Genomic DNA, 12,383 nt, shown 5'->3' with positions numbered 1-12,383 from the left:
CCGCGCCAGCCCGGTTCAGGCCCGGGCTGGCGCCGTCGACCAGACAGGCGGGCGCAACAGTGTGCTCAAGGCCAGCAGCAACACCGCACCCACCGCCATGACGCCCCAGGCCCAATGCAGCGAACTGAATTCGTCGCGCACGGCACCGGCCACCACCGGCATGCACGCCGCGATCAGGTAGCCGCCGCCTTGAACGAATGCCAGCAGCGAGCCGGCTTCGGCCGGTGAGCGGGCATGGTCGAGGGTGACGATCAACGACAGCGGGAACAGCGCACCGATCCCCAGGCCCAGGCACAGGATGGCCAGCACATGCAGTTCCAGCGGCGCAGCCATCAGACAGGCCAGCCCACCGATCAACAGCAGGATCACCAGTGCCAGCGGCTGGCGACGGTCGGGGAACCGCTGGATCAGCGCCGATACCAGCAGGCCGGCGATCACCTCGGTGACCGTCAGTGCGCCCAGCAGGTAGCCTGCACCTTTGGCCGTCCAGCCCAGTTCGATGTAGAACGGCGGCAGCCAGGCCAGCACCAGGGTATAGGCGCCGGTGCCGATCCCGAAGAACACCAGCAGCAGCCAGGCCCGGCCACTGCGCCAGGGCAGGCCGGCTGCTGCCGGGTAGGCATGGGCGTTGCCGGCGGCGAGCAGCCAGGCGATCAGGGCGATCATCGCCGGCAGGGCGGCGTAGCCGAGGGTGAGGTTCCAGCCCAGCTTGCCTGCACTCGGCGCGGCGATGGCGGCGGCAATGGCGGCGCCGCCCATGATCCCGGTGGTGAACAGGCCCATCAGCATCCCCGCGCTCTGCGGATGATTGCGCTTGATGAACGGCGGCATCAGCGACTGGATCACGGCGATGCCGATACCACCCACCGCCGCACTGGCAATCAGCGCCGCCGACGACTCGACATAGGTGCGCACGGCGCAGGCTGCGGCGATCAGGGTCATGCCGATGGCAACGCCCTTGATCTCGCCCAGCAGGCGCAGCAGCCAAGGACCGGCCAGGGCGAACAGGCCCATCATCATGACCGGCAGGGTGGTCAACAGGCCGCCCTGGAAGTTGCTCAGGCCCAGGTCGCGCTGCAGCAGCTCGAGCAATGGGCCGACCGAAGCCATGATGGGCCGCAGGTTGATACCGACCAGGATCGCCAGCAGGACGACGCTGGCCTTGGAGGGTGTGTCACCCATGTGGCTGTTGCTCCTGCAGGAAACCGCTGAGTGCCCGGTTGAACGCCGGGGCATGGGGAACGTTGAAGACATGGCCGTCGCCTGAAAGAGTGATGTGCTGTGCGTGGGGAATGCCGTGGGCGATGGCCTGGGCTTCACCCGGAGGGCTGATGCGGTCGCCGTCGGCGCCCAGGACCAGCGTGGGGGCCTGGATCTGCGCCAGGCGATCAGCCAGGTCGTAGGTTTTCAGGCCTTCGCACCAGCGGATCTGACAGCGCGCGCGTTGCATCGCCGCCTGGGCGTGCCAGGCCTGGTACAGGCTCTGGCCCTGGCTGGAGGCGGCAAAGGAGCTGCCAACCAACTCTGGCCAGGTGGCCTTGAAACGTTTCAGGCAGCCGTCGGGCTGAGCCAGTTGTTCGGACCACTCGTCCAACTGCTGCCGGCGTGCCGTGCTGGTCATGCTGCAGAAGGTCGCGGCGACCACCAGTTTCTCGACGGCCTGCGGATGGGTGCAGGCCAGTTCCAGGGCGACCATGCCGCCGAGGGACAGGCCGATCACCTGGCTGCTCGCCAGCCCGAGGTGGTCCAGCAGCGCCATCAGGTGTTCGGCTTGCAGTCGAGGCGTCACCGGCTCCGGGGCATCGCCGGACGCGCCATGGCCGAGCAGGTCCGGTACGATGACGCGGTGGCCCAGGCGCAGCAGCGCGCCGACCTGGTCCGTCCAGGCACGGCCACTGTTGCCCAGCCCGTGCAGCAGCAGGGTAGGGGTGCCTGATCCGGCATCAAAGTAGTAATAGCGATGTCGGTCGTGTTCGAAGAACGCCATGCTCCCTCCCGATTCATACCTCGTGCAATACAAGATAACTTAACGTTAAGATACTTGGAAGGCGCCGGGGTGCGGCAGGGATGTGGCCCTTGCAAAAGTTCAGGGTGAACGGACGGTTGAACCAATGAAAGATCATGTCGATTTTGTCGTCGCGCAGTGGGCGCAGGCGATGCCCTCGGTGGATGCCTCGTCCATGGAGGTCTTCGGGCGCATGGCGCGCCTGCAGAAGCACCTCGAGCGCCGGCGTTGCGCGGTGCTGGAGCAATACGGGTTCAAGGAGGGTGAGTTCGACGTGATGGCGACCTTGCGCCGCTCCGGCGCGCCGTACCAGTTGACTCCCACCGAGTTGTACAACTCGCTGCTGATCACCTCGGGGGCGATGACCAACCGGCTGAACCGCCTCAAGGAGGCCGGCATGGTCGAGCAGATCCACGACCCTGCCGACAAGCGCAGCTACAAGGTGGCACTGACCGAGTCGGGCCTGGATGCCATAGAGAAAGCGGTGTTCAGCCACACCAAGCTGCAGAACGAGTTCCTCGCGCCCTTGCAGCCAGGCGAGCGTGACACCCTTGCCCAGGTGCTCAAGCGGATGCTGGCGGCGCTCCCCGAAGATGTCGATCCCATTCCATGAACATGACGATCCGGAAGGTGCCTGGATGCTGCACAGCAACTACCTGAAGCAGCTCGACCTGCAGGACATCGTGGTGTTCCTCCACCTGCTCGAGCACCGCAGCGCCAAGCGCACCGCCGAGCTGATGAACGTCAGCCAGCCGACCGTGAGCTACTGCCTCAAGCGCCTGCGCGGTTGCTTCGACGACACCTTGTTCGCCTCTTCGCAGGGCTTGTTGCAGCCGACGGCGAAGGCCGAGAAGATCGCGCCCTACCTGCGTGTGGTGATCGAGTCGGTGAACCGCTGCGCCGAGGATGACCTGGGTGTCGAGGGTGTCGCGGCGCCGAGGATCTGGCGCCTGTGCGCGCCTGAGTACTTCGAGCTGGCGTTCCTGCCCCAGGCGCTGGCAAGCCTGTCGCGCAGCCACGCCAACACCTCGCTGCACCTCGACCGTCTGAGCCGGGACCTGCCGGTGGACCGCCTGATTTCAGGCGACATCGACCTGGCCATCGGCTTCGGCCCCAGCTACCACCAACTGCACCCCGAACTGCAATGGCAACCGGTGCTCAGCGACGGATTCGTGTGCCTGACCAGCCAGCGCGGGCTAGCGGTGCAGGGTGCGATGAGCCTGGATGAATTCTGCGCCTCGGCGCATGTCTTTCCTACACCGTGGATCTCGGAAAAGAACATGGTCGACAGCTGGCTGGAGAAGATCGGCCGCTCGCGCAACGTGCTGGTACGCGCCAACGGCTACCAGGCCTGCGTGAACATCCTCGCTGCCGTGCCGTCGACCGTGGCCCTGCCGTCCAGGTTGCTGCCGCACTTGCGCATCCCCGAGGGGGTGCAGGTGTGCCAGCCACCGATGGGGTTTCCGGTGTTCACGGTCGACATGATCTGGTCGCGCGACAGGAGCCTGGGCAGCGATGTGGTCAGCTTGCGCACGCTGATCCAGGACGTGGCAGGAGACATGCTGCGAGCAGGTTGATACGGACTTCGACAAGGACTGAAGGCGCTCAGGATGAGTGGAAAAACAATGTTCATGCAGGTGCTGGCGGCTGTTTCGTCGTCCCGTTGCAACGATGGGATGTGCGCCCGGCAACCTGACTGCCGCGCGGATTCGCGCCGGCACGGCGGCCCGCCGACAACGCTTTTCGAGTGCGCGTTCCCTGGCGCGCCCGCACTTTTAATTTTTCATCAGGGCTTTCGGTTTCTTAAAACCAGCATCCCCGGCATTTCCCCTACCTTGTTTTCGTCAGGCGGCGGACGCCCTGCCTGTCTGTAATCCATTTCCCAAGGAAGATGTCAGATGTTGGCCCAAACTCACTCGAAAAATTTACCTTACTACCGTCATCCCACGCCCTGCTATGGCTTCGAATGTGTCTATGCCGTCGAACCGGGACTGCGCGTCTTCGATTCGATGAGCACTGCGGCACTGTATGAAGACCTGGCGCACAGCGGTGCGGTGATCTACCGCGACTTCAGCGATTCGCTCGAAGACTTCAACGATTTCGTCAGCGCACATTCCTCCCGTGTGACTTTCGATCCGGCACGCAAGGCCGCCACGGCCAACACGGCCGAGATCGAGGCCGGCGTCCACGAGATGGGCCTGCACCGGGAAAACGGCAACCTGCCATTCAACCCCGACCTGCAGTGGTTCTACTGTCTGGAGGCGGCAGCGGTCGGCTCCGAGACCACCCTGTGCGATGGCGAGCGGGTGCTGTTCGACCTTTCGCCGGCAACCCGCAAGCAGTTCGAAGCCCGGAAGATCCGCTACGCGCGGCGCATCCCCTGGCACAACGTGCGGCGCTTCCTGAGCATCGAACTGCAGTTGCCGCTCGACAGCATCGGCGATGAACACCTGCAGCAGGTCAACGAGCAGGTGGCCGGCCAGACCTATCGCCGTATCGACCAGAACCTGATCGCCTCGGAGCTGATCATCAGTGCGGTGGAAACCAGCTGCTTCAGCGCTCGCAAGGCCTTCTGCAATTCGATGCTCGGCCCCAGCGTCAACTATGAGCCGCCTCGCATCACCTGGTCCGATGGCGAGCAGATCGCCCTGGATATCTGGGACGAGATCAAGGAAGTCACCGCGCGCAACACCTACAGCCACTTCTGGAAGAAGGGCGACATCGTGGTCATCGACAACACCCGGGTGATGCATGGCCGCCGCCGCCTCGACGACATCAGCCGGCGCATCTTCGGCGCCCAGAGCTACCGCATCGGGGGGAATGGCCAATGATCAGCCAGAAAATGCAGCAATACCTGGCGGCCAGCGCCGACCGCGTGGTGATCCGCGAGATGCACGGGCGCAGCTACACCCTGCACGGCCTGCGCAACGACGTCGAGCGCCTGGCCGATGCGCTGCACAAGCAGGTCGGCAACTGCGAGCGCAAGGTCTTCGGTATCGCCATGCGTTCATGCTACGAGTGGATCTACACCCTGCTGGCGATCCAGAAGGTCGGTGGCGTGCTGCTGCCGGTGCCCATCGAGTTCTCCGACGACCAGATCGGCAGCCTGCTGGGCAAGGCAACGGCGGTGTTCGTCAGTGACTCGGGCACCGCCCGTCGCCTGCACCGGATTCTGCCGGAGAAAACCAGCTTCATCCCGGCGCAACTGATGGAACAAGGCGCAGGTGCGCCCTGGCAACAGGACGACGAACTGCTGCCTGCCGGTATCGTGTCGGTGATCCACACCTCCGGCACCACCTCCCGGCCCAAGGGTGTGATGATCCGCGACGAGGCCGTCGGCCTGCTGGTCGACAACGTCATGAAGCGCTTGCCGCAACAGCCGCTGCATTACTTCTCGATCGTGCCGATGAGCCTGCTGATCGAGCAGGTGCTGGGGGTGTTCATCCCGATCCTCTCCGGCGGCACCCTGACGTTGATGCCTGACGGGGTGGCCGAGTACGGCGCAGCCAGCGGCAATGCCCGGCACTACCTGGAACTGATCGCGCCCAACCGGCCCAACTTCCTCTATTTGCCGCCCAAGCTGCTGGAAGAAGCCAGGCTGCTGCTCGAGCAGGGCGCCAGCGTCGAGCAACTGTTCGGCCCTGAGCAGCCGCACATCATCACCGGTGGAGCAAAGATTCCGGCCACCGTGCTGCAGGCCCTGGACGCACGGGGCGTGCAGGTGTTCGAAGCCTATGGGCTGAGCGAAAACTCCTCGATCATCTCGCTGAATTCGCCCGCCGAACGGCGCATCGGTTCGGCGGGCAAGCTGCTCGACGGCATCGAGCCCAGGCTGGTCGATGGCGAACTGCAGGTCAGGACGCCCACGCTCTGCGCCGGTTACTACAACGCCGACGACACGGCCTGCGACCTGTCCGACGGCTACCTGCACACCGGCGACATCGCCGAGTTCCGTGACGGGTTCCTGTACATCACCGGGCGCAAGAAGCACGTGATCATCCTGTCGACGGCGCGCAACATTTCTCCGGAGTGGGTGGAGAACGTCTACAAGGAGAGCCCGTTGATCGACGACATGATCGTCATGGGCGAGGGGCGCGACGAACCCTGTGCGCTCGTCCTGAGTACCGCTGCGCGTGACCGCGTGCTCGAGGAAATGGCAAGCCTGGAACACCGCCTGGCCGACTTCGCGCGGGTGCGGCGCATCCAGGTGATCGAGGATATCGCAGCGTTTCGTGACCAGTTCTACACGGTCACCGGACGACCGCGGCGCGCCGAGATCGAGGCGCGGTTCATCGAACGGCTGTACGCCTAGGACGGGACTTCGCCATGTACATCGTGCGCAATTTCTACAAGGGCCGGCCAGGCTATCGCTGCCTGCAGGAGGCGGTGCGTGGCCACTACCTCAAGCACTACGAGGCCACGCCCGTGCCGCAGCCGGACCTGTTCGTCTGCCTGACCGGCTCCACCGGCGGGGCGCCGGGTTATGCCTGCGCGGGTATCAGCTACGGCGACTCCGGCAAGCTGTTCAGCGAGTACTACCTGGACCAGGCACTGGATGAGCGCTACGCCATCGATCGGGCGCGCATCGCCGAGATCGGTGCCTTCGCCTCGTTCCAGAGCGGCAGCGGTGCGGGCAAGTACCTGCTGAACAACGTCATCCGCACCCTGGCCCTGCGCAACTTCGGTGTCGTCGTGCTGACCGCGACGCCGCAGGTCCGCCAACTGCTGGCCCCGATCGTCGACAACCTCGACGACCTGGGCCAGGCCGATCCACGCCGGGTGAAGGACCCCGGCGTGAACTGGGGCACCTACTACGACCAGGCGCCGCGGGTGCTGGCTTCGCGCCTGTCCTCGCCCAGCGCCTGGCTGAAGGCGCCGGCACCGTCACTTCCACCACCGCAGTTCGCCCACCAGGCGTCTGTCTGACCCATGTGCGTGCCGGGCACTGCGTTGCCCGGTACGCCGGAGATCTTATGCACGCCAACATGCGTTACGAGAATTTCATCGTGTTCCTGGCCCCCCTGGTCAACAGCCTTGGCGGCATCGCCATCGACCTGTATGCCCCGAGCCTGCCGTCCATCGGGCGCGAACTGGGGGCGGGGCCGGCGCTGATGCAGAACACCATCACCATCACGCTGCTGTTCTACGCCCTCGGGCAACTGTTCTTCGGCATCATGGCCGATGCCCGTGGCCGACGTCCGGCCGTGCTGCTGGGGCTGGCCGTGTTCCTGATCGGCAGCCTGCTGGCCACCGCAGCGACTTCAATCGAAATGCTGTTGCTGGCCCGCGCCCTGCAAGGTTTCGCCATCGGCGCCTGCCAGGTGGTGGCCCGTGCGGTGCTGGTGGACGTGGTCAAGGGCCCGCGGTTCTATGTCGCGATCATCTACCTGAGCCTTGCGTTCGGCCTGGGGCCGGTGATTGCCCCGTATGTTGGCGGGCTGATCGAGGTGCACTTCGGCTGGCGCTACAACTTCGTGCTGTATGCCGCGTATGCGCTGATGGTGCTGGCCTTCGTGGTTGCCGGGCTCAAGGAATCGTTGCCCCAGGCTGCCCGGCGCAACGCCCTGCAGACCCTGGCCGGTTACCCGGTCATCCTCGCCGACAAGCGCTTCCGTGCCTCGGTGGTGGTGCTCGGCTCGAGCTTTTCCGCGTTCCTGCTGTGGAACGTATTCGGCCCGCACATCGTCCAGGATGTACTGGGCCACGATGCCCACTACTTCGGCACCACGGCGCTGGGCGTAGGGTGCTGCTACCTGGCCGGTACGCTGGTCAACCGTGCGCTGATCCGCAGGGTCTCCCCCGATACCCTGATGTGGGGCGGGCTGGCTCTGTTCGCTGCAGGGGTGCTGTGCATCGCCGTCGCCCGCGATGCCTTGAGCATGGTCAACCTGTTGGGTGGGATCATGCTGATCGCCTTTGGCCAGGGCTTCATCTTCTCCAACGCCATGGCCCGCTCGATGGCGTTGTTCCCTGATCGTGCCGGTGTGGCCGCGAGCCTGCAGGGCTGCCTGATGCTGGTGTGCGGCTCGCTCGCCTCGGCGGCCGTCAGCAGCCTTGGGCTGGAGTCGAACCTGCCGGTGGCCGGGGTGTTCGGCGTGCTGATGCTGGTGTCGCTGTCAGGGATACTGGGCGCGCGCGTGGCGCGTCGAGCGTCGCTGGCCTGAGGCTGCGGGGCCGGCTGCAGCTTGCAGGCCGAGCCCCGTTTCAACATTGCTCAGGGCAGCTCGACCTGGGCGCACAGCCCGCCACCTGTACGGTTGCTCAGGCTCAGGCGACCACCCATGGCCTGGGTCAGCTGCTGGGCGATCGCCAGCCCCAGTCCGGTGCCGCCGGTGCTGCGGTTGCGCGAGCCCTCGACGCGGTAGAAGGGCTTGAGCACTTCGCCCAGCTCTTGCTCGGGAATCCCGGGGCCTTCGTCGAGCACCCGGATCAGGGTGCCGCCGGCCTGGCCATGGCTGACCTCCAGGCGTGCTTCGCCGGCGAACTTCAGGGCGTTGTCCAGCAGGTTGACCAGTACCCGGCGTAGCGCATGGGGGCGCGTCTGCAGCACCGTCTCGGTGTCGCCGCAGCGCTGGACCCGGGCGCCGCTGTCCTGGTAGTCGAACACCAGGCTGTCGAGAAATGCATCGAGGTTGACCTTGCACGGCTGCTCGGTGCTGCTGTCCATGCTGCGGGCATAGGCCACGCCTTCGCGCACCAGGTGCTCCATGGCGCTCAGGTCGCTCCACAGCTTGTCCTTCTCGAGGCCGTCGTCCATCACCTCCACGCGCAGTTTCATGCGGGTGATCGGGGTTTGCAGATCATGGGAAATGGCCGCGAGCAGCTGCATGCGCTCCTTGAGATAGGCGGCGATACGGGCCTGCAGGGCGTTGAAGGCCACCGCCGCATACTTCACCTCGCGCGGGCCGCTTTCGTCCAGTTGCGGGCCGGGCTTGTCGGGGTCGAGATGGTCGACGGCCTGTGCCAGGCGGGTCAGCGGGCCGATAGCCAGGCGTACTGCGAGCCAGGTGCACAGCAGCAGCACCGCCAGCTGGAACAGCAGCACCACCGGCAGCCAGGTGGCCAGCGGCACGGGCGCCGGGGTGACGTCGATGGTCAGCGGCGCCCCGTCACCGAGGGTCAGGTGCGCCTGGAAGTGCGCGTTCGGCCCGGGGATGTCCTGGAAGGTCAGCGGGTAGCTCATGCCGATTGCCTTGACGATCGACTCGGCGGCCATGGGTGGGTCGGCAGTGGTCATCGCCTGGCCGTCGAGACCCTTGTCCAGGCGGTAGCGGTAGTTGTGCCGCTCCAGGCGCGGCAGCCAGGCGGCGCGCTCGGCCGCAGGCAGACGGTCGAGGATGGCCACCGAGGTGGCGACGTCCAGCTCCAGGTTGTTCAGCATCATCGAGCGGCTGCTGACGTAGCGCTCGTAGAACTGCAGCCCGAACGACGAACCGTAGGCAAGCACCAGTCCGGCCAGGAAGATCAGCGCCAGGCGCGAGGCGAGCGTGCCGGGCCATTTCATGCTGGCGACTCGATCAGCGACACCGCCAGCGAGAACACGTAGCCCTCGCTGCGTACGGTCTTGATGCAGGTGGGTTCGCGCGCGTCGTCGCCCAGGCGCTGGCGCAGGCGGCTGACCAGCAGGTCGATGGAACGGTCGAAGATGTCCGCTTCGCGACCCTGGGTGAGGTTGAGCAGTTGTTCACGGCTGAGCACCCGCTGCGGATGGTCGAGGAACACCCGCAACAGGCGATATTCGGCACCGCTCAGGGCCACGAGAGTACCTTCCTCGTCGAGCAGGTGGCGTGCGGTGGTGTCCAGGCGCCATTGACCGAAGGCGATCAGGCGGCTGCTTTCGCTGATGGTGAGGTTGGGTGGCAGCATGCGCGTGCGGCGCAGCACTGCGTTGATCCGCGCCAGCAGCTCACGGGCCGAGAAGGGCTTGGTCAGGTAGTCGTCCGCGCCCATTTCCAGGCCGATGATGCGGTCGGTCTCGTCGTTGCGCGCGGTGAGCATCAGCACCGGCGTGTTGCGATGCTTGCCGGCGCGCAGCTCGCGACACAGCAGCAGGCCATCGTCGCCGGGCATCATGATGTCGAGCACGATCAGGTCGACGCTGTTGCCTTCGAGAAAGCTGCGCATCTGTCGGCCGTCGGCGACGATGCTCGTGCGCAGGCCGTTCTTCTTCAGGTAGTTGCCGACCAGTTCGCGGATTTCGCGGTCGTCGTCGACGATCAGGATGTGATCGACGTGTTCCATCGTGGCGGTCCTGTAATGAGTGCGATGGGCGCAGTGTAACGAGGTGCGCCTCGCTTGCCTGCGGGTGTTTGTATTGCAGTGTATCCGCCTGCGACACAGATACAGAACGAAGCAGCACGGATGTTTCTGGACACATGGGCGATACCTGGCGGGCTTCAAATGGCTCTCGACCGGGGAGTGAAGTGCTCCCCACCGAGAACCCCACGCAGGAGATCCACCATGAACGTCAAGACCCTCGCCAGTGCCGCCCTGTTCGCCGTGCTCGGCTTCGGCACCTTCGCCGCCCAGGCCAGCACCCAGCCGATGCCCGACAGCCAGGCCATGCAGTACCGCTACGGCGATCACCTGGACGTCAAGCGCGTACTGTCGGTGAAGAATGATCGCAGCAATGCCTGCGGTGTGGTCAACACCCGCATGGACTATCTGGATTCGCAGGGCCAGGCACAGAGCGTCGAATACCGTACCTACGCCACCGGCGGTTGCCATGACAACTGATCGCGGGCAGTTCGAGCCGGGTGATCGCTGGCGCCGGCGCTGGCTCAAGGTCGGCGGCGTGGTGCTGGCGCTGGCCGGGCTGGGCCTGGCCGGTCACCTGCTGGCGCGCGACGACCTGGGGCCGATGCCGTCGCTGGCCGGCGCCCAGGCCTGGATCAACTCGCCCCCGCTGGATGCGCCTGCGCTCAAGGGCAAGGTGGTGCTGGTGGACTTCTGGACCTGGGACTGCATCAACTGCAAGCGCAGCATGCCGTACGTCAACCAGTGGGCCAAGCGCTATGCCGACCAGGGCTTGGTGGTGGTAGGCGTGCATACGCCCGAGTACGACTACGAGCACGATGTGGGCAACCTCAGGCAGAAAGTGCGTGCACTGGACATCGGCTATCCCGTGGCCGTGGACAACGACTACAGGATCTGGAACGCCTGGGGCAACCAGTTCTGGCCGGCGCATTACTTCGTCGATCGCAAGGGCCAGGTGCGCCACGTGCACTTCGGCGAGGGCGACTATGCCGGGCAGGAACAGGTGATTCGCGAACTGCTGGCCGAGCCTTCGGCATAGGCAGCTTCAGGCGCGAGTCAACCAAGGCTGGCGAAATGCGCCTGCATCCGTGCGGCGTCGGCTTGCCTGCCGCTGAACAGCTCGAAGGCCTTGACCGCCTGGAACACGGCCATGGTGCTGCCGTCCAGGGTAGGGCATCCCAGCGCCCGCGCGTGACGCAGCAACTCGGTTTCGAGCGGGAAGTAGATGATCTCGGCCACCCACAGGCGCGGATGCAGCAGCGTGACCGGCAATGGTGTGCCTGGCAGCCTGGCCATGCCCACCGGTGTGGTGTTGACCAATCCGTCGGCGCTTGCCAGGGCGTCTGCCAGGTCGTCGCCCAGCAGCGCCCGGTCTGCGCCGAAGCAGGCATTGAGGTTGTCCACCAGGGCCTGGCCGCGGGCCTGGTCGACCTCGAACAGCACCAGGCGCTCGACCTTTTCGGCCAGCAGGGCATGAGCCACAGCCGAACCTGCGCCCCCCGCACCGAGCTGCACCACCTGGCGCCTGGCCACGCCGGGCAATCCGCGTCGCAGGCCTTCGGCAAAGCCCAGGCAGTCGGTGTTGTGGCCGATGCGCCTGCCGTCGCTGAACACCACGGTGTTCACGGCGCCGATGCCGCGTGCCTGTTCCGACAGCTCGTCGAGCAACGGCAGGATCGCCTGCTTGAACGGGAAGGTGATGTTCAGCCCGGTGAAGCCACTGCGCTGGGCACCGTCCAGCAGAAGGGGCAGGGCGCTGTCGTCCACGCCCAGCTGGTCGGCGTCGATCAGGCGGTACAGGTAGCGCAAGGCCTGGGCATCGCCCTCGTGTTCGTGCAGCGCCGGTGTGCGCGAGGCCTGGATACCGCGCCCGATCAACCCGGCCAGTATGCTGCGCGGCTTTGTGCAGCTATCGGGGTCGAGAACTTCTACGTCTGGCAAGGACATGGGGCGGCATCTCTCCTATTGTGAGTTCAGCTAGTTTTGTACTATCCGGTTAGTTTTGTAAATGCTGCATGACCTGCGAGCCTCGAATCGGGGCGATAATCGCCCGCGACCTTGGCTTGATTACAGAATCGTAATCTTCGCGCCACCGCCACGATAACCGCCGCGCCCTAGAGTC

Annotated in this window: 13 protein-coding genes; 8 read left to right on the top strand and 5 right to left on the bottom strand. The window is 65.5% G+C overall.

The genetic code is table 11. The annotated features are described in order from the left end of the window. Positions 1–15 precede the first annotated feature (15 nt). Positions 16–1,182, bottom strand: a complete 1,167-nt coding sequence (locus AC1TXO_RS15300) for an MFS transporter (protein WP_486402531.1) — start codon at positions 1,180–1,182, stop codon at positions 16–18. Continuing rightward, positions 1,175–1,987 carry an alpha/beta fold hydrolase gene (locus AC1TXO_RS15295; protein WP_486402530.1) on the bottom strand — a complete coding sequence of 271 codons (813 nt, stop codon included), beginning with the start codon at positions 1,985–1,987 and terminating at the stop codon, positions 1,175–1,177. The genes AC1TXO_RS15300 and AC1TXO_RS15295 overlap by 8 nt, the downstream gene beginning before the upstream one ends. Positions 1,988–2,111: 124 nt before the next feature. Between AC1TXO_RS15295 and AC1TXO_RS15290 the strand changes: the two genes are divergently transcribed. The 6 genes from AC1TXO_RS15290 to AC1TXO_RS15265 all read left to right on the top strand — a co-directional run bounded on the left by AC1TXO_RS15290 (position 2,112) and on the right by AC1TXO_RS15265 (position 8,169). After that, positions 2,112–2,618: a MarR family winged helix-turn-helix transcriptional regulator gene (locus AC1TXO_RS15290; RefSeq protein WP_486402529.1), complete on the top strand. Its 507-nt coding sequence runs from the start codon at positions 2,112–2,114 to the stop codon at positions 2,616–2,618. Continuing rightward, positions 2,599–3,582, top strand: coding sequence for a LysR family transcriptional regulator (locus AC1TXO_RS15285; RefSeq protein ID WP_486402528.1), 984 nt, complete (start codon positions 2,599–2,601; stop codon positions 3,580–3,582). The genes AC1TXO_RS15290 and AC1TXO_RS15285 overlap by 20 nt, the downstream gene beginning before the upstream one ends. Before the next feature lie 321 nt (positions 3,583–3,903). Further along, positions 3,904–4,836, top strand: coding sequence for a TauD/TfdA family dioxygenase (locus AC1TXO_RS15280; protein ID WP_486402527.1), 933 nt, complete (start codon positions 3,904–3,906; stop codon positions 4,834–4,836). After that, a complete protein-coding gene (locus AC1TXO_RS15275; protein WP_486402526.1) occupies positions 4,833–6,317 on the top strand; it encodes an AMP-binding protein in 1,485 nt (494 codons plus the stop codon). The genes AC1TXO_RS15280 and AC1TXO_RS15275 overlap by 4 nt, the downstream gene beginning before the upstream one ends. A 14-nt stretch (positions 6,318–6,331) precedes the next feature. Continuing rightward, positions 6,332–6,931, top strand: coding sequence for a thermostable hemolysin (locus AC1TXO_RS15270; RefSeq protein ID WP_486402525.1), 600 nt, complete (start codon positions 6,332–6,334; stop codon positions 6,929–6,931). A 47-nt stretch (positions 6,932–6,978) separates the two neighbouring features. Continuing rightward, the gene (locus tag AC1TXO_RS15265; protein ID WP_486402524.1) at positions 6,979–8,169 is read left to right on the top strand and encodes a multidrug effflux MFS transporter; all 1,191 of its coding nucleotides are present in this window, start codon (positions 6,979–6,981) and stop codon (positions 8,167–8,169) included. 50 nt (positions 8,170–8,219) lie between these two features. Here the strand turns inward: AC1TXO_RS15265 and AC1TXO_RS15260 are convergent, their stop codons facing one another. Together AC1TXO_RS15260 and AC1TXO_RS15255 are read right to left on the bottom strand one after the other, a co-directional pair. After that, positions 8,220–9,509 carry a sensor histidine kinase gene (locus AC1TXO_RS15260; protein ID WP_486402523.1) on the bottom strand — a complete coding sequence of 430 codons (1,290 nt, stop codon included), beginning with the start codon at positions 9,507–9,509 and terminating at the stop codon, positions 8,220–8,222. Further along, positions 9,506–10,246: a response regulator gene (locus tag AC1TXO_RS15255; RefSeq protein WP_486402522.1), complete on the bottom strand. Its 741-nt coding sequence runs from the start codon at positions 10,244–10,246 to the stop codon at positions 9,506–9,508. The genes AC1TXO_RS15260 and AC1TXO_RS15255 overlap by 4 nt, the downstream gene beginning before the upstream one ends. A gap of 219 nt (positions 10,247–10,465) precedes the next feature. Here AC1TXO_RS15255 and AC1TXO_RS15250 point away from each other — a divergent pair, with 219 nt between their 5' ends. Together AC1TXO_RS15250 and AC1TXO_RS15245 are read left to right on the top strand one after the other, a co-directional pair. Then, a complete protein-coding gene (locus AC1TXO_RS15250; RefSeq protein ID WP_486402521.1) occupies positions 10,466–10,741 on the top strand; it encodes a DUF2790 domain-containing protein in 276 nt (91 codons plus the stop codon). Continuing rightward, positions 10,731–11,300, top strand: coding sequence for a redoxin domain-containing protein (locus AC1TXO_RS15245; protein ID WP_486402520.1), 570 nt, complete (start codon positions 10,731–10,733; stop codon positions 11,298–11,300). The genes AC1TXO_RS15250 and AC1TXO_RS15245 overlap by 11 nt, the downstream gene beginning before the upstream one ends. Positions 11,301–11,317: 17 nt before the next feature. On the opposite strand, the gene AC1TXO_RS15240 is transcribed toward AC1TXO_RS15245, so the two are convergent. After that, positions 11,318–12,208 carry a shikimate dehydrogenase gene (locus AC1TXO_RS15240; RefSeq protein ID WP_486402519.1) on the bottom strand — a complete coding sequence of 297 codons (891 nt, stop codon included), beginning with the start codon at positions 12,206–12,208 and terminating at the stop codon, positions 11,318–11,320. Positions 12,209–12,383: the final 175 nt, after the last annotated feature.

The sequence above is a fragment of the Pseudomonas sp. FA117 genome (genome assembly GCF_057370475.1).
Note: the sequence above shows the minus strand (reverse complement) of the source record. Positions and strands in the feature narration are given on the sequence as shown.